This is a genomic window from Ramlibacter tataouinensis TTB310, from assembly GCF_000215705.1.
GTDB classification, from domain to species: Bacteria; Pseudomonadota; Gammaproteobacteria; order Burkholderiales; family Burkholderiaceae_C; genus Ramlibacter; species Ramlibacter tataouinensis.
Window position 1 is genome coordinate 876,161 of record NC_015677.1, and the last position, 21,934, is coordinate 898,094.

The window sequence follows — 21,934 nt, forward strand, 5'->3', positions numbered from 1 at the left end:
CCTGCGGGCCTCGGCCCGCAGGGCAGCATCGCAAGCCTTGGTACTTTCAATGGCCAAGAACTTCCTCACCCAGATCTTCGGTTCCCGCAACGACCGTTTGCTCAAGCAGTACCGGCGCACCGTCGAGCGCATCAATGCCCTGGAGCCCGAGCTCGAGAAGCTGGACGACGCGGCGCTGCGCGCCAAGACCGGGCAGTTCAAGGAGCGCGTCGCGCAAGGTGAAGCGCTGGAGGCCCTGCTGCCCGAGGCTTTCGCCGTGGTGCGCGAAGGCTCCAAGCGCGTGATGAAGATGCGCCACTTCGACGTGCAGATGCTGGGCGGCATGGCGCTGCATCACGGCAAGGTGGCCGAGATGCGCACCGGCGAGGGCAAGACCCTGACGGCCACGCTGGCGGTGTACCTCAATGCGCTGGCCGGCAAGGGCGTGCACGTGGTCACCGTCAACGACTACCTGGCCAACCGCGACGCCCAGTGGATGGGCAAGCTGTACAACTTCCTCGGGCTGAGCGTGGGCGTCAACCTGCCGCAGATGCCGCGCGAGCTGAAGCAGGCGGCCTACCGGTCCGACATCACCTACGGCACCAACAACGAGTTCGGCTTCGACTACCTGCGCGACAACATGGTGTACGAGCCGGCCGACCGGGTCCAGCGCGGGCTGCACTACGCCATCGTCGACGAGGTGGACTCCATCCTGATCGACGAGGCGCGCACGCCGCTGATCATCAGCGGCCAGGCCGAGGACCACACCGACCTGTACATCGCCATGAACCGCGTCGTGCCCATGCTCACGCGGCAGGAGGGCGAAGCCGACCCGCGCACCGGCGAAGGCATCGTCAAGCCGGGCGACTTCACCCTGGACGAGAAGACCCGCCAGGTGTTCCTCACCGAGCAAGGGCACGAGCATGCCGAGCGCATCCTGTTCAACCTGGGGCTGATTCCCGAGGGCGCCACGCTGTACGACCCCGCCAACATCGCGCTGATGCACCACCTGTACGCGGCGCTGCGGGCCAACCACCTGTACCACCGCGACCAGCACTACGTGGTGCAGCGCGGCGAGGACGGAACGCCCGAGGTGGTGATCGTCGACGAGTTCACCGGGCGCCTGATGGCCGGCCGCCGCTGGAGCGAGGGCCTGCACCAGGCGGTGGAGGCCAAGGAGGGCGTGCCGATCCAGGCCGAGAACCAGACCCTGGCCTCCATCACCTTCCAGAACTACTTCCGCCTGTACGCCAAGCTGGCCGGCATGACCGGCACCGCCGACACCGAGGCCTACGAATTCCAGGAGATCTACGGCCTGGAGACCGTGGTCGTCCCGCCCAACCGGCCGAGCCGCCGCGAAGACCAGCTCGACCGCGTCTACAAGACCACGCGCGAGAAGTACGAGGCGGCGATCAAGGACATCCGCGAGTGCCACGAGCGCGGCCAGCCGGTGCTGGTGGGCACCACCTCGATCGAGAATTCCGAGATCATCGACCAGCTGCTGAACAAGGAGGGCCTGCCGCACCAGGTGCTCAACGCCAAGCAGCACGCGCGCGAAGCCGACATCGTGGCCCAGGCCGGCCGGCCCAAAATGATCACCATCGCCACCAACATGGCGGGCCGCGGCACCGACATCGTGCTGGGCGGCAACGTCGAAAAAGCGGTGGAGGCCGTGGAGGCGGACGAGTCGCTGGACGCGGCGGCCAGGCAGGCGCGCATCGCCGAGCTGCGCGCGCAGTGGCAGAAGGACCATGAATTCGTGGTCCAGCAGGGTGGACTGCGCATCATCGCCACCGAGCGGCACGAGTCGCGCCGCATCGACAACCAGCTGCGCGGCCGCTCCGGCCGCCAGGGCGACCCGGGCTCCTCGCGCTTCTACCTGAGCCTGGACGATCCGCTGATGCGCATCTTCGCCGGCGACCGCGTCAAGGCCATCATGGACCGGCTGAAGATGCCGGACGGCGAGGCCATCGAAGCCGGCATCGTCACCCGCAGCATCGAGAGCGCCCAGCGCAAGGTCGAGGCGCGCAACTTCGACATCCGCAAGCAGCTGCTGGAATACGACGACGTGTCGAACGACCAGCGCAAGGTGATCTACCAGCAGCGCAACGACATCATGGACTCGGCCGACCTGTCGGCCCAGATCGCCGCCCTGCGCGAGGGCTGCTTCACCGACCTGGTGCGCCAGTACGTGCCGGTGGAGTCCATGGAAGAGCAGTGGGACGTCGCCGGCCTGGACAAGGTGCTGGCCGAGGAATGGGGCATCCAGCTGGGGCTGCAGCAGCTGGTGGAGTCCTCCACGGCCATCACGGATGAGGACATCCTGGAGAAGGTGCTCGTTGCCGCCAACCAGGCGTTCGAGGCCAAGGTGCAGCAGATCGGCGCCGACAACTTCACCCAGTTCGAGCGGGTGGTGCTGCTGCAGAGCATAGACACGCACTGGCGCGAGCACCTGTCCGCGCTGGACTACCTGCGCCAGGGCATCCACCTGCGCGGCTACGCGCAGAAGCAGCCCAAGCAGGAGTACAAGCGCGAGGCCTTCGAGCTGTTCGGCCAGCTGCTCGACTCGGTGAAGAACGAGGTCACCAAGGTCTTGATGACGGTCAAGGTGCAGTCCGGCGAGCAGCTGGAGCAGGCCGCCGAGGACATGGAGGACCGTGCCGAGCGCATCGCCAACGTCACCTACACGGCGCCCACCGTCACGGGCGAGGTGGAAACCCTGGTGGACGAAAGCACGGCCCGCGCCCGCCCGGCCGCCGCCGCGGCCAGCCTGCCGCGCGTGGGCCGCAACGATCCCTGCCCCTGCGGCAGCGGGAAGAAGTACAAGCACTGCCACGGCAAGCTGGCCTGAAGCGCGGGCGCATGCAGCGCCCAACGGCGGCACGAAGCAAGGGACCCCCCTGTCAACTCTGACAGGGGGGGCTGGGCAGGGAAGGCTGATTGCCTCTTCAATCGGCATACCTTTTCTTGACAGGTATGCCCATGGAAGCCGCCATCCAATCCGTTGCCCCCGCTGCCCCCTCCGCCGACTCGCGGCTGCCGTCGGCGCTGCGCCAGCGCATCGCCCGTGAATTCGACGCCCGCTGGAAGGAGCAATGGGGCGGCCGGTTCGTCCTGCACGGCCGGCCGGCGGGCGCCGCCGCCGTGCGGCTGGACGGCAACGACTACCTGAGCATGACAGGCCACCCCGACATCGTGCAGGCGCAGATCGCCGCGCTGCGATGCGACACGGAATCGGTGGTGCAGTCAGGGGTGTTCCTGCTGGAAGGCCATCCGGCGCACGCCCTGGAGCGCTCGCTCGCGCAGTGGGTCGGCATGGAGGATGGCTTCCTCTGCCAGTCGGGCTATGCGGCCAACCTGGGCCTGCTGCAGATCATCGCCGATCCCCAGACGCCGGTGTACCTGGACAGCCTGGCGCACATGTCGCTGTGGGAGGGCGCCCGCGCGGCGCGCGCGCCCGCCCACGCGTTCCGGCACAACGACCCGGAGCATCTGCGGCGACTGGTGCAGTCCCAGGGGCCTGGCGTGATCGTGGTCGACTCGGTCTACAGCACCACCGGGGCGCTCTGCCCACTGGCGCAGATCCTGGAAGTGGTGGAAGCCACCGGCAGTGCCATCGTGGTGGACGAGTCGCACTCGCTGGGCACCCATGGACCCGCAGGCGCCGGCCTGTGCGCCCAGCTCGGGCTGACGGACCGCGTGCACTTCATCACCGCCAGCTTGGCCAAGGCCTTCGCCGGGCGTGCCGGCTTCTTCACGGCCCCGGCGAGCATGCGCTACTACACGCTGATCTCGAGCTTCCCCAACATCTTCAGTTCCTCGCTGCTGCCGCACGAGGTCGCCGGCCTGGCGGCGACGCTGGAGGTGATCCGCCGCAGCGACGACGCGCGGCAGCGGCTGCATGCCAACACGGCCCGGCTGCGCAGGAGCCTGTCCGAGACCGGGTTTCCCATCCACCAGGGCACCGAGCAGATCATCGCGCTCGAAGCGGGCACCGAGGAGGCTGCCATCGTGCTGCGGGACGCGTTGGAAGAGCGCGACGTGGTGGGTTCCATTTTCTGCGCGCCGGCGACCAGCAAGAACCGGGCGATGGTGCGCCTGACGCTCAATGCCTCACTGACCGAGGCGGAAATGGCCCATGTCGAGAAGGCCGCCCGGGAGATCGCGCCGCTGCTCAAGCCCTGGGACTGGCCCATCGCGCGCCGCCATCGCGCCGCGGCCTGCCGCCAGGCCGCCTGAACCGCCTCAGCCCTCCACCTTCCTTTGCTCCTGCCGTCGCAGCCATTCCCCATACCCCTGGATGCGGGCGCGGTTGTGCTCGTCGGCTGGCACGGGGAACAGCGCGGCCAGCAATTCCCCGTTCTGGCCCATCGCGAAGGCGGGCATCAGCTGCACGGGCTGGGCGCGCCCCAGGGCCTGCCGCAGCTCGATATCGGCCAGCTGCCGCCCGCTGCGGATCTGCTCCAGCCCGGCGCCGGCGATGCCTTCCACCTCCGCCAGTTCGGCCAGGGCGTTCAAGCCCTGCGGCGTCTCCAGCTGGAGCCAGCTGACCGCGCCCTGGGCATCCATGCCCAGCACCCCGAACGGGTCACCGATCACCACGTACTCCGACCACTGCTTGGAGGCGAAAGCGGCCAGCTCGCGCGCCACCGAGGGCAGGCGAAGCAGCGTGCTGTGCTGCGGGCGCAGGGTGGCGCGCCAGGTCTGGGCATGCCGGGCATTCGGCGTGCTCATCAGGTGGCTCACGGCGCTGACCAGACGGCGCGAGATGTCGGGTGCCTGCTTGGCGATGAACTGGTCGATCAGGCCGCGGTTGAAGGCCTGCACGGCGATCTGCTCGTCGGCCTGGCCGGTGAGCAGCACCCGCGAGCCCGGCCACTCCACCAGCTCGGCCAGCGCCTGCAGGCCGTTCATGGCGGGCATGGAATAGTCCACCACGAAGACGCGTGTCATGGCGTAGCGCTCGGTGTACCGGGCCCAGTAACCGAGGATCTGCGGGATCAGGGGCTTGCCCTCGCGCCACTGGTCGACCAGCTGCTGCTGGTTCCAGGCGTCGGCCTCCCAGAACGGCGGCTCCTGCAGCAGGTAGTTGATGCACTGGGCGGGGCGCAGGAACAGCTTGACGTGCCAGTCCTGCGGCAGCACGACGGCCAGCATCTCGAGGTAGTCCGGGTCGTCGTCGAGGAACACCACGGTGCCCGGGCGGTGGAACAGGGGAAAGCTCATTGGAAGGGCGGGCACGCGATAGGCGAAGGCATGATTCTGCTACGCCAGGAGCGGCAGTTCAATCGTGAAGGTGGCGCCGCGGCCCGGCTCGGACTCGACCCGGATGTGGCCGCCCGAGCGCTGCACCACGCGGTGCGAGAACGCCAGGCCCAGGCCGTGGCCGGTACCGCGGTTGGTCGAGAAGAATGGCTCGAAGATGCGCGGCTGCAGCTGCGGGTCGATGCCCACGCCGCGGTCGGCGACGCGGATGCGGCCGTGCTTGCCGGCGGCGTCCACCTCGATCTGCACGTCGCCGGGCTGCAACAGGGTGCCGGCGGCGGCCATGGACCTCAGGGCATTCTTCAGCAGGTTGTCCAGCACCTGGCCGAACAGCGCCTCCGACCCCGCGAACTGGAAGTCGCGGCGCACCTGCAGCCGCACGCTCTCGCGTTCCCGGCTGCTGCGGAAAGGGTAGTTGAACACCGTGGAGCGCACCAGATCGGCGGCGGAGATGGCGTCCTTGTGGCCGGGAAGCCGCAGCAGCCGCGCGTTGGCGATCTGCATGTCGATCTGGTGGTTCATGTTGCGCACCAGCATGTGCAGCCGCTCGGCCAGCTTCTCCAGCGTGCCGCGGCTGGTCGGCGGGCAGGTGTCGGCCGCCCCGCGCATCGCGTCGCCGATCAGCGCCATGGTGGCCAGGGGAGTGCGCAGCTCGTGGGCCATGATGCCCATGGTGGCCAGGGTGTGGGCCAGGTGCTCGCGGCGCAGGTTGGCCGAAGACACCCCCAGCAGCATGCCCATGCTCACGCAGAAGGCGATGACCACCGTGTTGGCCAGCGCCACCGGTGTGGGGATCGGGGGCGCCGCCGGGCCGACCAGCTCGAACAGCGCTCGCGCGCCGACGGCGGCCAGCAGCAGACCCAGCGTGGCGATGCGCCAGTCGGTGACGAAGTAGTAGGTCAGGATCATGGCTGCCACGCTGGCCAGCCAGACCGAGTTGCCGCCGTTGCACAGGTACATCCAGCTGAAAAGAAAGGGCAGTTCCAGCCAGATCACGGCGCTGAAGACCTGTCCGGACAGGCGGCTGGCCGGATCGTTGAAGATCCTGGGGCTCATCAGCAGCAGGCCCAGGGCGGCGGTCAGCAGCCGCAGCGCCAGGTTCTCGTAGGGCTGCGGCAGCGCGCGCCCCCACAGCCACCAGAAAAGCGGATGGCCCAGCAGGGTGAATACGCCCAGGCCCTTCATCCGCAGCGGCGATGGATGGAGCACGGGCACCCAGGGCGCCTTGACGACTTCTTCCTTCAGCCAGCGCCCCGCCTGGGCCCGGATCGAAGGCTCGACGGAGAAAGCGTCGGAGTGGGCGCGGAATTTGGTCACGGAGGGCGAGGCCCGCGAAGGAGCGGGCATGCTATTGTCCCGCTTCTTTCGAATCACGTCGATGCAGCTGCCTGTTAACTTTGACAGCGTGAGCCTGGACGGCATCCTCAGCGATTGGGTCAGCGCGCTGCGCGAGTTTTCGGTGGAAGCCGTGGCGGTGCTGGGGCCCGACCCGTTCGGCACCACCGAGGACCGGCAGGTGGTGGCGGCGCACCCGCCCCTGATCGCCGATGCCGCGGTGGCCCTGGCCGAGAGCCGCGACTTCGGCGCGCCGTGGCGCGACTCCGATGCGCCCCTGGTCGCCTGGCAGCACATCGCCAAGTCCGAGCACCTCAGCGCCAGCCGCTGGCGCACGCTGGCCCTGGCGCATGGCCTGCAGACCGTGGTGCGGGTCGAGTTCCCCCTGCCGGCGGGCCGCGCCTTCGAGTGCTTCATGTTCAGCCCGCGCGAGCTGCACGATCGCACCGAAGCGGCCTTGCTGGTGTGGTCGGCGCTCAACATCTGGCCGGTGGTCAAGCGCAGCATCGCGCAGGAGCGTTCGGCCCTCAGCCCGCGCGAGCGCGAATGCCTGGCGCTGGCCTTCAGCGGCCTGACCGCCCGCGAGAGCGCCGTGCGGCTGAACTGCACCGAACGCACGATCAACTACCACCTGGCCAACGCCATGGGCAAGCTCAAGGTGGACAACAAGCTGGCCGCCATCCAGCGCGCCTGCTGGCTCGGCGCGCTCTGAGCCCCGGCCGGCGCGGCCGGCGGTATATTGCGTCCACCTCTCCACCGCTGCTTCTCCATGTTCCTGGCCATCGACGTCGGCAACACGCGCCTGAAATGGGCGCTGTACGCGCAGGCTGTGCCGGGCGCCGCCCTGCACGGGCATGGCGCGGAATTCCTGGAAAACATCGACCGGCTGGCCGACGGCGACTGGGCCGGGCTGCCGCCGCCCACCCGCATGCTGGGCTGCGCGGTCGCGGCGGACGCGGTCAAGCGCCGGGTCGAGACCCAGATGGAGGAGCTGTGGGACGTGGCGCCGCAATGGGTGCATGCCAGCAGCGCCGAGGCCGGGCTGGTCAACGGCTACGACCATCCCACGCGCCTGGGCGCGGACCGCTGGGTGGCCATGATCGGCGCGTGGCACCGCCTGCGCGCACGCGGCCCGGCGCGGCCGCTGGTGGTGGTGATGGTCGGCACCGCGGTGACCGTGGAGGCGATCGACGCCCACGGGCACTTCCTGGGCGGGCTGATCCTGCCGGGCCACGGCATCATGCTGCGCGCGCTGGAGTCCGGCACCGCCGGCCTGCACGTGCCCACCGGCGAGGTGCGCGAATTCCCCACCAACACCAGCGACGCGCTCACCAGCGGCGGCACCTACGCCATCGCCGGCGCGGTCGAACGCATGGTGCAGCACGTGCGCCGGCGTTGCGGCGCGGAGCCGGCCTGCATCATGACCGGCGGGGCGGGCTGGAAGATGGCGCCGGCCATGTCGGTGCCGTTCGAGCTGGTGGACAGCCTGATCTTCGACGGCCTGCTGGAGATCGCCCGCCACCGCGCGGCCGCCTGATCAGCTGCTCAGCCCGTCCACCGCCTGGAACAGGGCCTCGCGCGCCTGGCGCACGATCTGTTCCTTCCACTCGTCGGTGTCGGTGTAGAAGGCCCGCATCACCTGCTGCTTGATGCGGTGCGCCAGCTCGGCGGGCGCCTCGGGATGCAGGGCCAGCCAGTGGTCGGCGCGCAGGGCGTTCATCACGTCCACCACCGGCACCGTGCCGTATTCCATGGCGATGCCGGTGTACTCGGCCTGCGGGCATTCCTCGTAGACCGAGTTGAACATCAGGCCCGTGAGGTAGGCCGAGGTCGAGGAGCCGTCGTAGAAGGACGTCACCGGCGTGCGTCCGCCGCCGTCCCACCAGCGGCGCGCCCGGTCCACCGAGGCCGGATCGTCGCGGCCGGCATAGATGCGCTCGCCCACCCCGCTCGGGCCCAGTCCGGTGTGGATGTCGATCCAGGCGACGCGGGCGGCGCGGTGGCCGTGCACGCGCAGCACCTCGCGCCAAGTGCTGTTGCTCCAGGTCGGCGCGCGGCCGCCGTAGAACAGCCCCTCGGGAAACTCGTGCTGGCCGCGGGTGATGGCGGCCTGCCAGGCGGCCTCGCCGCGCTGCGCGATGAACGCCGCGACCGCCGCCTCGTTCTCCGGCGGGGGCGGCCAGGACGCCGACAGCAGCAACGGCTGCACCTCGCGGTAGGGCTCGTTCGCCGGCAGGGGTTGGCTGAAGTCGTGGAAATTGCGGTTCAGGTCCACGTTCTCGTGCGTGACGCGCCGCGCATGCGAGAAGCCGTGCGGGTTGAGCGCGTGCACGTACAGCACGGCCACGCCGCGGGCGGCGGCGTACTCGCGCCACTCGCGGTCGCGCAGCGCGGCCACCTGCACGCCGGAGCCGCAGTAGCCCTCCGCGCCGTGGCAGGCGCTGGTCAGGACCAGCAGGGCGCCTGCGTTGGGATGGCCCTGGCGCGCCACGTCCATCGCCAGGTCCTCGCCGTCCCGGCCCGGGAGCGGGTGGCGCTTGGATTCCACCGCCAGCTCCGCGGCGGCTGCGGCCTGCAGGAACTTCTGCCGTGCCTGCGCATAGCTGGACGAGAAGGCGTCGCGCGGCCCCTCGCCGGTCGTGCCGGTCATGCGCGTTCGCGGGCCAGCCAAGCCTCGGCCAGCCGCACCCAGTAGGTGGCACCCAGCGGGATCAGCTCGTCGTTGAAGTCGTAGCTGGGGTTGTGGATCACGCAGGGCCCCGCGCCATGGCCGATCTCGCGGTGGCTGCCATCGCCGTTGCCGATGAAGCAGTACGCGCCGGGCTTGGCCTGCAGCATGTAGGCGAAATCCTCGGCGCCCATGGTGGGCTCCTGCGCCTGCACGTTGGACTCGCCGACGATGGACGCCATCACCTGGCGGGCGAACTCGGCCTCTGCCGCGCTATTCACGGTGGGCGGGTAGTTGCGCACGAACTCGAACTCGCAGGTCGCGTCGTGCGCGGCGCACACGTGCTCGGCCACCTGCCGCATGCGCTTTTCGATCAGGTCCAGCACCTCGGTGGTGAAGGTGCGCACCGTGCCCTGCAGCTCGCAGCTGTCGGGCACGACATTGGTGGCCTCGCCGGCGTGGATCATGGTGACCGAGATCACGCCCGCGTCCACCGGCTTCTTGTTGCGGCTGATGATGGTCTGGAACGCCTGCACCATCTGGCAGGCGACGGGCACCGGGTCGATGCCGGTGTGGGGCAGGGCGGCATGGCTGCCCTTGCCGCGGATGGTGACCTTGAATTCGCTGGTCGAAGCCATCACCGGCCCGGGGCTGACGAAGAAGGTGCCCACGCGCGGCGACGCCCAGTTGTGCATGCCGAACACCGCCTCCATCGGGAAGCGCTCGAACAGGCCGTCCCTGATCATCTCGCGCGCGCCGCCCCCGCCTTCTTCGGCCGGCTGGAAGATCAGGTAGACCGTGCCGTCGAAGTTGCGGTGCCTGGCGAAGTGCTGGGCCGCCGCCAGCAGCATGGCCGTGTGGCCGTCGTGGCCGCAGGCGTGCATCCTGCCGGGGTGCTTGCTGGCATGGGCGAAGGTGTTGAACTCCTGCATGGGCAGCGCATCCATGTCGGCGCGCAGCCCCAGTGCGCGGCTGCTGGTGCCGTTCTTGACGATGCCCACCACGCCGGTGGTGCCCATGCCGCGGTGGACGGGAATGCCCCATTCGGTGAGCTTGGCGGCCACCAGGTCGGCGGTGCGCACCTCCTCGAAGCACAGTTCGGGATGGGCATGCAGGTCGCGGCGGATGGCGGTGATGCTTGCCGCCTGGGTGACGATGGAGTCGAGGACGTTCATGGTGGGAGGGGGAAACTGCGTGGTCTGGCTGGGCCTGCCAGTCTAGCCCTGCCCCCGGGGCGCTGCCATCGGGTAAATCCGCCAGAATGCGCCATGCCCGCCGACCTCTCCGCCCGCGCCCTCGAGCTCGCGCAAACCTTGGTTCGCATGGACACCGTGAGTGCCCGTTCCAACCTCGCGCTCATCCATTTCGTGCGCGACGAACTGCAACGGCTGGGCGTGCGCGCGCGCCTGACCTTCAACGCCGACAAGACCAAGGCCAACCTGTTCGCCACGCTGGGCGAGGGCAAGCCGGCCGGCGTCATCCTCTCGGGCCACACCGACACCGTCCCCTGGGACGGCCAGGCCTGGAGCGATTCGCCGCTGGCCGGCAACGTCAGGGACGGCCGACTGTACGGCCGCGGCTCGGCCGACATGAAGAGCTTCATCGCGCTGGCGGTGGCGCATGCCCAGACCTTCCTGGACAGCCAGGCGCCGTTCGCGGTGCATTTCGCCTTCAGCTACGACGAGGAGGTGGGCTGCTTCGGCGTGCGCGAGCTCATCGCCGATCTGCGCGACGCCGGCATCCGGCCGCTGGCCTGCATCGTCGGCGAGCCCACCAGCATGGTGCCGGCGATCGCGCACAAGGGCGTCTACCGCTACAAGTGCTGCGTGCGCGGCAAGGAGGCGCATTCCTCCCTCACGCCGCGCTCGGTCAACGCGATCGAGATGGCTGCGCGCCTGGTGGGCAAGCTGCGCGACATGGCCGAGGGCTTCGAGCGCGAGGAACCGCGCTACGCGGGCTTCGACGTGCCGTTCTCCACCGCCAGCGTGGGCCAGTTCCACGGCGGCATCGCCGACAACGTGGTGCCGCGCGACGCAGAGTTCCGCTACGAGTTCCGCGACCTGCCCACCGCGGACGCGTACGCCATGCAGGCGCAGGTGGTGGCCCATGCCCGCTCGCTCGAGCCGGCGATGAAGCAGGTGGCGCCCGACGCGGGTTTCCGCTTCGAGACCATCTGCGAGATCCCCAGCTTCCTGGGCTCGGCCGAAGACCCGGTGACGCGGCTGGCCCAGCGCCTGTCGGGCGAGCGGCGCACCACGCTGGTGGCCTTCGGCACCGAGGCCGGCCTGTTCAAGAACGCCGGCATTCCCACCGTGGTGTGCGGGCCCGGCAGCATCGAGCAGGCGCACCAGCCCGATGAGTACGTCAGCCTCGAGCAGTTGGCTCGCTGCGAGGCCTTCCTGCGTGGCCTGGCCGGCACGCGCGAGCTGGCCTGAGCGCCCGGCCCCGCGCCGGTTACTTCCTAGCTCGTGGGGCCCGCCCCTGTGGCTCAGGTCCTGACCCGGCCGTCGCCGGTGAGCATGGACAGCTCCACGAAGCTGGACGCCACGTGGTCGGCGGGGGAGAACGTCACCTCGAAGCCGCCGAACGACTGGTTGTTGATGGTCTCCAGCCCGGCGACCAGGGTGTCCTGGCTGGGCTTGGGGCCGGCCCGGCGCAGGCCTTCGGCCATGACCTTGGCCGCCAGGTAGCCCTCCATGCTGGAGAAGTTGGCCTGGTGGTCGCCACCGGCCTTCTTGACGGCCTCCACGAACTCGCGGGTGATGGCGCGCGCGGCGTAATAGGGAGAGGGCATGACCTGCGACACCACCACGCCCGCGCCGTCCTTGCCCAGCTCGTCGGCCAGGGCCTGCGTGCCGACGAAGGACACGTTGAAGAAGGTGCCGCCGAAGCCGGCCTTGCGGGCGGTGCGGATGCACGCGGCGCAGGACTTGTAGGCACTGATCTGCACGATGGCGTCGGGCCTGGCCGCCACCAGGGTCTGCACGGCGGCGGCCACGTCCACCGAATTGCGCTCCACGGTGGCCAGCGCCACCGGCTTCATGTTCAGCTTGGCCAGCGCCAGCTGCACGCCGTCCAGGCCGGCCTTGCCATAGGCGTCGTTCTGGTAGAAGACGGCGATCTTTTGCAGCCCCAGCGTGGTCAGGTTGCGCACGATCAGCGCCGCCTCGTCGTTGTACGAGGCGCGGATGTGGAAGGCGTAGCGGTTGAACGGCTGGCGCAGGCCCATGGCGCCGGTGAAGGGCGCGAAGAACGGCGTCTTGGCCGCTGTGGCCAGCGGCAGCGCCGCCAGGCTGGTGGGCGTGCCGATGTAGCCGAACAGGGCGAAGGCGTCGTCGGCCAGCAGCTTGCGGGTGTTGTCGGCGCAGCGGTCGGGTTCGTAGCCGTCGTCCAGGGTCACCAGCTCCACGCTGCGCTTGTGGATGCCGCCTTGCGCGTTGACCTGGTCGAAGTACAGCTTGGCACCGCGGTTGAACTGGATCCCCAGCTGGGCCGCCGGGCCGGTGAACGGCGCGGATTGGCCGAGAATGATGCGGTTGTCAGGCTGCGCGCGCAGCACGGGGGCGCCCGCCGCGGCGACGGCGCCCAGGGCCTGGGAGAACTTTCGACGGGAAATCATCTCGTTATTCTTATGGCGACTCATCAGTCACGCCAGTTCCGATTTTTCTTAACGGCCGACTGCGCGCGCAACAATACCCAGCCCATGCATCCAGACGCCCGCATCCCCCCTGCCGCCGCCGGCACCGCCCAGGTGCTGGGCGCCTGCCCGCACGACTGCCCGGACACCTGCGCCCTGATCACCACCGTGCGTGACGGCGTGGCGCTGAAGGTGCAGGGCAACCCCGCGCACCGGCCCACCGACGGCGTGCTGTGCACCAAGGTCTCGCGCTACACCGAGCGCACCTACCACCCCGAGCGCCTCATGCATCCGATGCGGCGCGTGGGCCCCAAGGGCTCGGGCCGCTTCGAGCCGGTGGGCTGGGACCAGGCGCTGGATGACATCGCGCACCGGCTGAAGGCGATCGCCGCGCGCGACCCCCAGGCCGTCCTGCCCTACAGCTACGCCGGCACCATGGGCCTGGTGCAGGGCGAGGGCATGGCCGCCCGCTTCTTCCACCGCCTGGGCGCCTCCCTGCTGGACCGCACCATCTGCGCCGCCGCCGGCGCCGAGGGCCTGACCCAGACCCTGGGCGGCAAGGTCGGCATGAAAGTGGAGTTCTTCGCCGAGTCCAAACTCATCCTGATCTGGGGCAGCAACTCCATCGCCAGCAACCTGCATTTCTGGCGCCTGGCGCAGCAGGCCAAGCGCGACGGCGCCCGGCTGGTGTGCATCGACCCGCGGCGCACCGAAACCGCCGAGAAATGCCACGAGCACGTGCAGCTGCGCCCCGGCACCGACGCCGCCCTGGCGCTGGCGCTGATGCACGAGCTCATCGTCAACGACTGGCTGGACCACGACTACCTGGCCCGGCACACCCTGGGCTGGGAGGCCTTGCGCGAGCGCGCCCTGCGCTGGGCGCCCGAGCGCGCGGCGCAGGTGTGCGGCGTGCCGGCGGCGCAGATCCGGGCCCTGGCGCGCGCCTGGGGCACCACCCGGCCGGCGGCCATCCGCCTGAACTACGGCATGCAGCGCGTGCGCGGCGGCGGCAACGCGGCCCGCGCCATCGCCTGCCTGCCGGCGCTCACCGGCGCCTGGCGCCACCGCGCCGGCGGCCTGCTGCTGTCCAGCTCGGGCATGGTCCGGTTCAACCGGGCGGCCCTGCAGCGCGCCGACCTGCTGGCCGGGCGCCAGCCCCGCACCATCAACATGAGCACCATCGGCGACGACCTGCTGCGGCCGTCCTCGCCGGCCTTCGGCCCCCGGGTCGAGGCCGTGATCGTCTACAACAGCAACCCGGTGGCGGTGGCGCCCGAGTCCGGCAAGGTGGTGCGCGGCTTCGCCCGCGAGGACCTGTTCACCGTGGTGCTGGAGCATTTCCGCACCGACACGGCCGACTACGCCGACTACCTGCTGCCGGCCACGACGCAGCTGGAGCACTGGGACCTCCACCTCTCCTACGGCCACACCGACGTGCTGCTGAACCGGCCCGCCATCGCGCCCGTGGGCCAGTCGCGCACCAACACCGAGGTGTTCCGCCAGCTGGCGCGGCGCATGGGCTTCACCGAGGACTGCTTCGCCGACAGCGACGAGGACCTGTGCCGCCTGGCGGTGGACGGCCACTTCGATTTCGAGCTGCTGCTCGCCCAGGGCTTCGCCACCCAGGCCATCCCCGACGCGCCCTTCGCCGAGGGTGGCTTTCCCACGCCCTCGGGCCGCTGCGAATTCTTCAGCGAGCGCCTGGCGCGCGCGGGGCTGGACGGCCTGCCCGACCACTTGCCCAACCACGAGACGGCGGGCAGCTCCACGCGCTACCCGCTGGCCATGATCTCGCCGCCGGCACGCAACTTCCTCAACTCCACCTTCGTCAACCTGCAAAGCCTGCGCGACATCGAGCGCGAGCCGCTGCTGGAGATCCATGCGCAGGACGCCGCCGCGCGCGGCATCGCCACCGGCGACGTGGTGCGCGTGTTCAACGACCGGGGCGAGTACCGCTGCAAGGCCGAGGTGTCGACGCGGGCGCGGCCGGGCGTGGTCAATGGCCTGGGCATCTGGTGGCGCAAGCTGGGCCTCCAAGGTACCAACGTCAACGAGCTGACCAGCCAGAAGCTCACCGACCTGGGCCGCGGCCCGGTGTTCTACGACTGCCTGGTGGAGGTGCAGGCCGTGGCCGCGCCCGCCACCGCACCCGCGGCCGCGTGAGGCGCAAGCTCCTGATGGCAAGCCTGGCGGGCGTGGCGGCATTGGCGACGGCGGCGGCGCTGTGCCTGTCCGGCTGCGCCAACCTGGGCTACTACTGGCAATCGGCCGCCGGCCACCTGGGCATGCTCCAGGCCGCGCGGCCGGTAAGCGAATGGCTGGACGGGGCCGAAACGCCCGAGCGCTTGAAGGACAAGCTGCAGCTGAGCCAGCGCATCCGCGCCTTCGCCAGCCAGGAACTGGGCCTGCCCGACAACGCCAGCTACCGCCGCTATGCCGACCTGCGCCGGCCGGCCGTGGTGTGGAACGTGGTGGGCGCGCCGGCCTACTCGCTCACGCTCAAGACCTGGTGCTTCCCGGTGACCGGCTGCGTGGGCTACCGCGGCTACTTCGACGAGGCCGACGCCCGGGCCGAGGCGGCCGACCTGCGCCAGCAGGGCTACGAGGCCAGCGTGTACCCGGTGCCGGCGTACTCCACCCTGGGCTGGATGAACTGGGCCGGCGGCGACCCGCTGCTCAACACCTTCATCCACTACCCCGAAGGCGAGCTGGCGCGGCTGATCTTCCACGAGCTGGCGCACCAGGTGCTGTACGTGCAGAACGACACCATGTTCAACGAGTCCTTCGCCACCGCGGTCGAGCGCCTGGGCGGCCGGCGCTGGCTGGCCACCCACGCCAGCGAGGCGGCACGCCAGGAGTACGCCCAGTTCGACGCCCGGCGCCGCCAGTTCCGCCAGCTCACCCAGGCCACGCGCGAGCGCCTGAAGGCCATCTACGAGAAGAAGGTGCCCGGCACGCAGGACCTGGCCGGCCAGGAGGCACTGAAGCAGGAGACGATGGCCGATTTCCGGGCGCGCTATGCCCGCCTGCGCGACAGCTGGGGCGGCGATCCCGCGCGCTGGCGCAACTTCGACCGCTGGGTGGCCGAGGCCAACAACGCATCGTTCGGCGCCCAGGCGGCGTACGACGAACTGGTGCCGGGCTTCGAGGCGCTGTTCGAGCGCGAGGGCGGCAACTGGCAGCGGTTCTATGATGCGGCCAAAGCGCTGGCGCAGCTGCCCAAGCCGCGGCGACACGAGAAATTAAAGGAGATGGCCGGTGCCTGACATCCACATCAAACGCGAACACACCCTCGGCCTGGCGCAGGCGCGCGAGCTGGCCTTCAAGTGGGCCCAGACCGCCGAAGCCAAGCTGGACATGGACTGCAGCTACGAGGAGGGCAAGACCTCCGACGTGGTGAGCTTCAAGCGCTCGGGCGTCAATGGCGAGCTGCGCGTCACGCCGGACCGCTTCGAGCTGGACGCCCGCCTGGGCTTCCTGCTGGGTGCGTTCAAGGACCGCATCGTCGCCGAGATCGAGAAGAACCTCGACCAGCTGCTGTCGCAGGACAACCCGGTCCAGGCCTTCGACCAGGCCGTGGCACAGGCCAGCGCCAAGAAGAAGAAGTCCGGCGGCCGCCCGGCGTGAACCTCCACCGGCTGGACCTGGTCTCGCTCTCGCTGTTCTCGCTGGTGGTGCGCACCGGCAGCATCAGCCGGGGCGCCGAGCTGGCCCACCTGGCCGTGGGCGCGGCCAGCAAGCGCATCTCCGACCTGGAGGCCGCCGTCGGCGCCGAGCTGTTCGACCGGCACTCGCGCGGCGTGACGCTCACGCCGGCCGGCCAGGCGCTGCAGCGGCACGCCCAGCGCATCCTGAGCGACGTGGACCAGCTCGCCGCGGACCTGTCGGACCACGCCAAGGGCGTCGTCGGGGTGGTGCGCCTGTGGGCCAACACCTCGGCCATCACCCAGTTCCTGCCCGCCGATTTGGCGTCGTTCATCGCGCTGCACCCCGGCATCCGCATCGAGATGCACGAGCACAACAGCAGCGACGTGGTGCTGGCCGTGGCGGACGGGCGGGCCGACCTGGGCCTGTTCGCCGAGCGCACGCCGGCCCTGGGCCTGCAGACGCTGCCCTATCGCAGCGACCGGCTGGTGCTGGTGGTGCCGCAGGGCCATGCGCTGGCGCAGCGCGAGGCCATCGCCTTTGCCGAGGCGGCCGACTTCGACTTCGTCAGCCTGGCGCAGGACACCTCGCTCGCGCAGCGGCTGGCGCTGGAAACGCGCCCGCTGGGCAAGGCGCTGCGCATCCGCATCCACGTGCGCAGCTTCGATGCCATGTGCCAGATGGTGGCCGCGGGGCTGGGCGTGGCGGTGCTGCCCAACGCGGCGGTGCAGCCGCTGGTGCGGGCCCTGGGGCTGCGCATGGTGGCGATCAGCGATCCCTGGGTGGAGCGGCAGCTGCTCATCGGTGCGCGCGACTGGGGCGTACTGCCGCGGCCGGTGCGCACGCTGCGCGACCACCTGCTCGGAGCGCGGGGCCCGGGCGGCGTCACCCCTGATAAACCCTGATCGGCTTTCGCATTCGGCGAAAGCAGCGCTCGCGGCTGGGCCATTCCGTGGGCGCGGCCGGCTTCCTAGACTGGCGCAGCCAGACCCCGATCCAGGAGACACGATGAACACCACCCGACGCGCCGGCTTGGCGCTGGCCCTGCTGGCCGCCCTCGGGGCGCCCGTCCTCGCTTCCGACAAGTACCCGGGCAAGCCGGTCACGGTGATCGTCCCGCAGGCCGCCGGCGGCGCCAACGACGCCATCGCCCGCGTCATCGCGCAGAAGCTCTCGGAGCAGACCGGCCAGCAGTTCATCGTGGACAACCGGCCTGGCGCGGGCGGCAACGTCGGCACCGCGCTGGCCGCGCGCGCCAAGGCCGACGGCTACACGCTGATGCTGACGGCCGACAGCAGCTACGTGATCAACCCTTCGCTCTACAAGAACCCGGGCTTCGACCCGCTCAAGGACTTCGAGCCCGTCTCGCCGGTGGCCAACGCCGGCTACGTGCTGGTGGCCAACAACGGCTTCCCGGCGAAGAACGTGGGGGAGCTGATCGCCATGGCCAAGGCGCAGCCCGGCAAGATCATGATCGGCTCAGCCGGCAACGGCACGCTCAACCATCTGTTCGGCGAGATGCTGGGCAAGGCCGCCGGCATCCAGCTGGTGCACGTGCCGTACAAGGGCGCCGCCGCGGCGGTGACCGACCTGGTCGGCGGCCAGGTGCAGGTATCCGTGCAAAGCCTGCCTTCGTCCATCGCCTTCATTAGGAGCGGCAAGCTCAAGGTGCTGGGCGTGGTCAACGAGAAGCGCGTCGCGGCGCTGCCCGAGGTGCCTACCATCGGCGAGACGGTCCAGGGCCTGGGCTACACGCCCTGGTACGGCCTGTTCGCGCCGGCGGGCACGCCCAAGCCGGTGCTGGCGCAGCTGCAGGCCGAGCTGGCCAAGGCGCTGGATGCGCCCGACGTGCGCGAGAAGCTCGCGGGCGTGGGCGCCGAACCGTACAAATCCAGCCCCGAGCAGTTCGCCGCCATGATCCGCGGCGAGCTGCCGCGCTGGGCCCAGGTGGTCAAGGACTCCGGCGCCACCGTGGACTGACAGCCAACGCCGCGGCGCTAGCGGTGGTTTGCCCTATCGGGGCAGGCTCTGACTGGTTGCAGGTTTGAATGCAACATCCCCCTGGACGCCTACAACTTGGGGATGCGAAAGAATGCGGGCCAGCGTCTTGGCATCGGGGACCCGCACAACAACGACAGGCACATGCGGGTGATCCTTGACGATCACCGCATCGTCGAGCTTTCCTTGGGGAAAGATGTTGTCCTTGAGCTCCCTGTATTCACGGACGGCTGTCTCATTGAGCTCTCGGTCGTTGAACTTGATCCCTTTCGCTTGACGCCGAGCCTCCTGGCGCTTCCCGCGCTGATGGCCAGGAAGAGGAAGGCGTTGAGAAATACGGACGCCATCAGCTCAGGGACGCGATCAGGTCCACGTACTGCTGCATGGCCTGCTCGCTGGAGGTGCCCTTCAGGCCGTTCCAGGCGTCCCATTTGGCGCGGCCCACCATGTCGCCGAAGCCGGGCTTCTTCTCGGTGACGTCGCCCACCGTGGCCTGCTTGTACAGGGCGTAGATCTTCAGCAGGGTGGCGTTGTCGGGCCGCTCGCTGAGGTTCTTGGAATTGGCGACGGCGGATTCGAAGGCGGCTTTGAGGTCGGCCATGGGCAGGTTTCTCCTGGGTAGTTTCGCGGCATCTTAAACGCCGCGCCCAGGAGGCAAGGCCGATCAGCCGGCGCTTTCTGCCTTGGCCACCAGCCGCTCGTGCTCTTCCTGGTACAGGGCGCCCAGCTCCTCCTGCCGGGGCGGCGGCAGCACCTTGCGGGCCTCAGGGAAGAACTTCTGCTCCTCCTCTTTCAGGTGGTGCTCGACCTTGTGCACCAGCTTGCCCACCATCTCCAGGTACTCGGCCGAGCCCTCGCCGGTTTCCTCCAGCTCCTCGACCATCTCGTCCATCTCGTGGTGCTCGGCGATGGCGTGGCGGGCTTCGTCCACGGTGTCGTCGTGCTCGATCAGCGGCACATAGAAGGCGCGCTCCTCGGCGGTCTCGTGCGCCGCCATCTCGGACTTGAGTTCCTGGAAGGCCTGGCGGCGCGCCTCGGGATCGCCGATGCCGGACAGCAGGCGGGCGCAGTGCTCGCGCTGGCGTTTGTGGCTTTGCAGCAGGGCTTGGAAGATGTCCATGCGCGCAGTCTGCGCGGCTGGCCGGCCTGGCCCTGTAGGCGCAGGCCGCAACCGCCCGCAGGTCCCGTCCAGCTACTCCTGCAGCTCGACGCGGGCCAGCTCCACGTCCAGCCGCTCCAGCGCATCGGCGGCTTGGCAGGCGGCGGCCTGCTCGTACAGGCGCGTGGCCTCTTCCATGCGGCTTTCGCCTTCCAGCATGACCAGGCCGTTGGCGTACTCGACCAGGGCGATGGGGCACCCCGGGTTGAGCCGCAGCCCCTCCTGGAACAGCTTCAGCCCCACGTCCTTGCGGGCGCCGTAGGTCATGCCGGCGATCAGCGAGCCCACCTTGTCGATGACCTCGGCGTGGAAGGCGCCCAGCGCGATGTGCGCGTCGGCATGGCGCGGCTGCAGCCGGATGGCGCGCTCCAGCGCCTCCTTGACCCGGCTGCCCAGGCCCTGGGCCAGCGCCTTGGCCACGCTGATGCCCTGCATGTAGCGGCCCAGCGCGTAAGCCTGCCAGTACCACGCGTTGGGGTTGCCGGGCTCCGCCGCCGCCTGGGCAGCCGCGCGCTGCGCCACTTCCATCAGCAGCTCGAGCTTGGCTTTTTCCTTCCTCTCGAGGTAGTTGGCGTACAGGGCCGTCGCCTTGTTGGCCACCGTGATGCCGGTGCCGCCGGCCGCGAGGCCGGCCTCGGCCGCCTTCTGGAACTCGCCCTGGTGCAGCAGCGCCCAGGCCTGCAGCACGGCTGGATCCTGGGGCAGGGGCTCGGCGTCGCAGGCATGCAGCCGCGCCCAGTGCTTTCTCAGGCCGTCCGCATCGAATGCGTAATCGCCCAGATGAGGGAACGGCGTCCATCGCGCCATGCTTGTCTCCTTGTACTGCTCATTCGTTCTGCGGCGCGCCGTACGCGCCCGCCAGGCCCAAGAGATGCACGCGCTGGCCTGGTTCCAGATAGGGTACCAGCAGATGGAGCACGTGGTGCGCCCCGCGCAGCAAGGACTGCTGCGCGCCTTCGGGCTCCAGGGCGCGGCGCGGATCGCGCGCGTACTCGTAGCTGAGCCAATAGGTCAGCACCACCACCATGCTGGTGGCGGTCGGCCCGGCCTCGCGCTTGTCGATGCGCACCGCGCCCGCGCGGCACATGCCGTCCAGCAGGGCGCAGACGGCGCGCACCTTGTCCTTCAGCACGCCCCGGACCTGCGTCTCCAGCCGCCGGTTCCGGGACAGCAGGTCGTTCAGGTCGCGGTACAGGAAGCGGTACTGCCAGATCAGCTCGAACAGGGTGTGCATGAAGAACCAGGCGTCCTCCACGTCACGCACGCCGCCGCCCGCGTTCAGCAACTCGCCCAGGGCGCGCTCGTAGCGGCAGAACAGCGCGTTGACCAGTTCGTCCTTGGCCGGGTAGTGGTAGTACAGGTTGCCCGGGCTGATGCCCATCTCGGCCGAGATCAGCGTGGTCGAGACGTTGGGCTCGCCGAAGCGGTTGAACAGATCGAGCGTGACCTCGAGGATGCGTTCAGCCGTGCGGCGCGGGGCTTTCTTGGCCATGCGGCCAGTTTAGGCGGCGCGCTGAGCTGGCGCTGCTGCAACGCAGCAATGTGCGGCGCCGAAGCGCCTGGTCTGCGTGGGCCGCCGGTCAGGCCGACTTGCGGGCAGGGGCGCGCTTGGCCGCCGGCTTGGCGGCTCGAGCAGCCGGCCGCACCGCGGTCTTGCGCGGCGCGCTGGCGCGCCGGGCGCTGAGCCGGGCGACGGTGCGTTCGAGTTCCTCGATGCGGGCTGCCATCGTGGCGAGGTCCTGGGACGAAGGCACGCCCAGCCGGTGCAGCGCCCTGGAGACACGCTCCTCGAAGATGGTCTCCAGCTTGTCCCACTGGCCCGAGGCCTTGGCCGAGAGGTCGCCGGCCATGCTGGCCATGCGCTGGCTCGCTTCGGAGAGTTTTTCCTCGGCGGCCGCCTGGGTCTTGCGCTGCAGGGTCTGGCCGTCCTTGACCAGGGACTCGAACACCTTGCCGCCTTCCTGCTGCGCCTTGGCGAAGGCGCCCAGGCCTGCCAGCCAGATCTGGCTGGCCGATTCCTTGATGGTGTCGGCGAACGGGGCGCCGCTCTTGCTGTCGTCGCTGGTGGGCTTCTGTTTCTGGGCCATGGTGCATTCCGGGGGCGAGGTTGGTGAATGTACGTCGGGCTGCGGCGTGGTGTTTAGGCAAACACTTCTAGGCGCGAGTGCTGCGACGGGACTTACCAAGGAGAGGAGGTAGGCGGAAATGCTCAACCGTCGATGAGATAATCCCGGCCTCTTGTCGGAGG

20 protein-coding genes are annotated in these 21,934 nt (G+C 69.7%); 10 read left to right on the forward strand and 10 right to left on the reverse strand.

Features of this window, described 5'->3' with window-relative positions; all coding sequences use genetic code 11:
- Nucleotides 1–49 precede the first annotated feature (49 nt).
- Both secA and cqsA read left to right on the forward strand, forming a co-directional pair.
- Nucleotides 50–2,830, forward strand: coding sequence for a preprotein translocase subunit SecA (gene secA, locus RTA_RS04350; protein ID WP_013900163.1), 2,781 nt, complete (start codon nt 50–52; stop codon nt 2,828–2,830).
- A 131-nt stretch (nt 2,831–2,961) separates the two neighbouring features.
- Entirely contained in the window at nt 2,962–4,218 is a 1,257-nt protein-coding gene (gene cqsA / locus RTA_RS04355; protein ID WP_013900164.1) for an alpha-hydroxyketone-type quorum-sensing autoinducer synthase, read from the forward strand.
- Between the two features lie 6 nt (nt 4,219–4,224).
- On the opposite strand, the gene RTA_RS04360 is transcribed toward cqsA, so the two are convergent.
- Both RTA_RS04360 and RTA_RS04365 read right to left on the reverse strand, forming a co-directional pair.
- The gene (locus RTA_RS04360; protein WP_041675040.1) at nt 4,225–5,205 is read right to left on the reverse strand and encodes a response regulator; all 981 of its coding nucleotides are present in this window, start codon (nt 5,203–5,205) and stop codon (nt 4,225–4,227) included.
- Between the two features lie 39 nt (nt 5,206–5,244).
- Complete coding sequence (locus RTA_RS04365; RefSeq protein WP_013900166.1) at nt 5,245–6,591, reverse strand: sensor histidine kinase; 1,347 nt, start codon at nt 6,589–6,591, stop codon at nt 5,245–5,247.
- A 31-nt stretch (nt 6,592–6,622) separates the two neighbouring features.
- Here RTA_RS04365 and RTA_RS04370 point away from each other — a divergent pair, with 31 nt between their 5' ends.
- Both RTA_RS04370 and RTA_RS04375 read left to right on the forward strand, forming a co-directional pair.
- Nucleotides 6,623–7,291, forward strand: a complete 669-nt coding sequence (locus RTA_RS04370; protein ID WP_041675041.1) for a helix-turn-helix transcriptional regulator — start codon at nt 6,623–6,625, stop codon at nt 7,289–7,291.
- A gap of 57 nt (nt 7,292–7,348) precedes the next feature.
- On the forward strand, nt 7,349–8,116 hold the full coding sequence (locus RTA_RS04375) for a type III pantothenate kinase (RefSeq protein WP_041675042.1): 768 nt from the start codon (nt 7,349–7,351) through the stop codon (nt 8,114–8,116).
- On the opposite strand, the gene RTA_RS04380 is transcribed toward RTA_RS04375, so the two are convergent.
- Nucleotides 8,117–9,229 (reverse strand): M14 family metallopeptidase, encoded by a 1,113-nt coding sequence (locus RTA_RS04380; protein ID WP_041675043.1) that lies wholly within the window; start codon nt 9,227–9,229, stop codon nt 8,117–8,119.
- Nucleotides 9,226–10,422: a M20 aminoacylase family protein gene (locus RTA_RS04385; RefSeq protein WP_013900170.1), complete on the reverse strand. Its 1,197-nt coding sequence runs from the start codon at nt 10,420–10,422 to the stop codon at nt 9,226–9,228. Before RTA_RS04385 ends, RTA_RS04380 begins: the two co-directional genes overlap by 4 nt.
- A gap of 93 nt (nt 10,423–10,515) precedes the next feature.
- On the opposite strand from RTA_RS04385, the gene argE reads away from it, so the two are divergent.
- Entirely contained in the window at nt 10,516–11,682 is a 1,167-nt protein-coding gene (gene argE / locus RTA_RS04390; protein ID WP_041675044.1) for an acetylornithine deacetylase, read from the forward strand.
- Between the two features lie 53 nt (nt 11,683–11,735).
- Here argE and RTA_RS04395 read toward each other — a convergent pair whose 3' ends face one another.
- Nucleotides 11,736–12,866, reverse strand: coding sequence for an ABC transporter substrate-binding protein (locus tag RTA_RS04395; protein WP_041675045.1), 1,131 nt, complete (start codon nt 12,864–12,866; stop codon nt 11,736–11,738).
- 84 nt (nt 12,867–12,950) lie between these two features.
- On the opposite strand from RTA_RS04395, the gene RTA_RS04400 reads away from it, so the two are divergent.
- From RTA_RS04400 to RTA_RS04420, 5 genes are all read left to right on the forward strand, one after another.
- Nucleotides 12,951–15,047 (forward strand): molybdopterin-containing oxidoreductase family protein, encoded by a 2,097-nt coding sequence (locus tag RTA_RS04400; RefSeq protein WP_049871217.1) that lies wholly within the window; start codon nt 12,951–12,953, stop codon nt 15,045–15,047.
- Nucleotides 15,048–15,061: 14 nt separating this feature from the next.
- Nucleotides 15,062–16,150, forward strand: coding sequence for an aminopeptidase (locus RTA_RS04405; RefSeq protein WP_013900174.1), 1,089 nt, complete (start codon nt 15,062–15,064; stop codon nt 16,148–16,150).
- Entirely contained in the window at nt 16,143–16,511 is a 369-nt protein-coding gene (locus RTA_RS04410) for a polyhydroxyalkanoic acid system family protein (protein ID WP_013900175.1), read from the forward strand. The genes RTA_RS04405 and RTA_RS04410 overlap by 8 nt, the downstream gene beginning before the upstream one ends.
- Nucleotides 16,508–17,434 (forward strand): LysR family transcriptional regulator, encoded by a 927-nt coding sequence (locus RTA_RS04415; protein ID WP_013900176.1) that lies wholly within the window; start codon nt 16,508–16,510, stop codon nt 17,432–17,434. Before RTA_RS04410 ends, RTA_RS04415 begins: the two co-directional genes overlap by 4 nt.
- Nucleotides 17,435–17,537: 103 nt before the next feature.
- Nucleotides 17,538–18,509: a Bug family tripartite tricarboxylate transporter substrate binding protein gene (locus tag RTA_RS04420; RefSeq protein WP_013900177.1), complete on the forward strand. Its 972-nt coding sequence runs from the start codon at nt 17,538–17,540 to the stop codon at nt 18,507–18,509.
- Nucleotides 18,510–18,873: 364 nt separating this feature from the next.
- Here the strand turns inward: RTA_RS04420 and RTA_RS04425 are convergent, their stop codons facing one another.
- The 5 genes from RTA_RS04425 to RTA_RS04445 all read right to left on the reverse strand — a co-directional run bounded on the left by RTA_RS04425 (nt 18,874) and on the right by RTA_RS04445 (nt 21,773).
- Nucleotides 18,874–19,128 carry an acyl-CoA-binding protein gene (locus RTA_RS04425; RefSeq protein ID WP_013900178.1) on the reverse strand — a complete coding sequence of 85 codons (255 nt, stop codon included), beginning with the start codon at nt 19,126–19,128 and terminating at the stop codon, nt 18,874–18,876.
- 63 nt (nt 19,129–19,191) lie between these two features.
- Nucleotides 19,192–19,647, reverse strand: coding sequence for a hemerythrin domain-containing protein (locus tag RTA_RS04430; protein ID WP_013900179.1), 456 nt, complete (start codon nt 19,645–19,647; stop codon nt 19,192–19,194).
- Nucleotides 19,648–19,719: 72 nt separating this feature from the next.
- A complete protein-coding gene (locus RTA_RS04435; RefSeq protein WP_013900180.1) occupies nt 19,720–20,493 on the reverse strand; it encodes a tetratricopeptide repeat protein in 774 nt (257 codons plus the stop codon).
- Between the two features lie 19 nt (nt 20,494–20,512).
- Nucleotides 20,513–21,178: a TetR/AcrR family transcriptional regulator gene (locus tag RTA_RS04440; protein ID WP_013900181.1), complete on the reverse strand. Its 666-nt coding sequence runs from the start codon at nt 21,176–21,178 to the stop codon at nt 20,513–20,515.
- A gap of 88 nt (nt 21,179–21,266) precedes the next feature.
- The gene (locus RTA_RS04445; RefSeq protein ID WP_013900182.1) at nt 21,267–21,773 is read right to left on the reverse strand and encodes a phasin family protein; all 507 of its coding nucleotides are present in this window, start codon (nt 21,771–21,773) and stop codon (nt 21,267–21,269) included.
- Nucleotides 21,774–21,934: the final 161 nt, after the last annotated feature.

Excerpts from the sequence above, each read along its gene's own strand:
- RTA_RS04440 (WP_013900181.1), bottom strand. The coding sequence starts at position 21,178 with ATGGCCAAGAAAGCCCCGCGCCGCACGGCTGAACGCATCCTCGAGGTC.
- RTA_RS04400 (WP_049871217.1), top strand. The coding sequence starts at position 12,951 with ATGCATCCAGACGCCCGCATCCCCCCTGCCGCCGCCGGCACCGCCCAG.
- RTA_RS04430 (WP_013900179.1), bottom strand. The coding sequence starts at position 19,647 with ATGGACATCTTCCAAGCCCTGCTGCAAAGCCACAAACGCCAGCGCGAG.
- RTA_RS04445 (WP_013900182.1), bottom strand. The coding sequence starts at position 21,773 with ATGGCCCAGAAACAGAAGCCCACCAGCGACGACAGCAAGAGCGGCGCC.
- RTA_RS04420 (WP_013900177.1), top strand. The coding sequence starts at position 17,538 with ATGAACACCACCCGACGCGCCGGCTTGGCGCTGGCCCTGCTGGCCGCC.
- argE (WP_041675044.1), top strand. The coding sequence starts at position 10,516 with ATGCCCGCCGACCTCTCCGCCCGCGCCCTCGAGCTCGCGCAAACCTTG.
- RTA_RS04395 (WP_041675045.1), bottom strand. The coding sequence starts at position 12,866 with ATGATTTCCCGTCGAAAGTTCTCCCAGGCCCTGGGCGCCGTCGCCGCG.
- cqsA (WP_013900164.1), top strand. The coding sequence starts at position 2,962 with ATGGAAGCCGCCATCCAATCCGTTGCCCCCGCTGCCCCCTCCGCCGAC.
- RTA_RS04365 (WP_013900166.1), bottom strand. The coding sequence starts at position 6,591 with ATGCCCGCTCCTTCGCGGGCCTCGCCCTCCGTGACCAAATTCCGCGCC.
- RTA_RS04360 (WP_041675040.1), bottom strand. The coding sequence starts at position 5,205 with ATGAGCTTTCCCCTGTTCCACCGCCCGGGCACCGTGGTGTTCCTCGAC.
- RTA_RS04375 (WP_041675042.1), top strand. The coding sequence starts at position 7,349 with ATGTTCCTGGCCATCGACGTCGGCAACACGCGCCTGAAATGGGCGCTG.
- RTA_RS04435 (WP_013900180.1), bottom strand. The coding sequence starts at position 20,493 with ATGGCGCGATGGACGCCGTTCCCTCATCTGGGCGATTACGCATTCGAT.
- RTA_RS04405 (WP_013900174.1), top strand. The coding sequence starts at position 15,062 with ATGGCAAGCCTGGCGGGCGTGGCGGCATTGGCGACGGCGGCGGCGCTG.
- RTA_RS04370 (WP_041675041.1), top strand. The coding sequence starts at position 6,623 with ATGCAGCTGCCTGTTAACTTTGACAGCGTGAGCCTGGACGGCATCCTC.
- RTA_RS04425 (WP_013900178.1), bottom strand. The coding sequence starts at position 19,128 with ATGGCCGACCTCAAAGCCGCCTTCGAATCCGCCGTCGCCAATTCCAAG.
- secA (WP_013900163.1), top strand. The coding sequence starts at position 50 with ATGGCCAAGAACTTCCTCACCCAGATCTTCGGTTCCCGCAACGACCGT.
- RTA_RS04380 (WP_041675043.1), bottom strand. The coding sequence starts at position 9,229 with ATGACCGGCACGACCGGCGAGGGGCCGCGCGACGCCTTCTCGTCCAGC.
- RTA_RS04385 (WP_013900170.1), bottom strand. The coding sequence starts at position 10,422 with ATGAACGTCCTCGACTCCATCGTCACCCAGGCGGCAAGCATCACCGCC.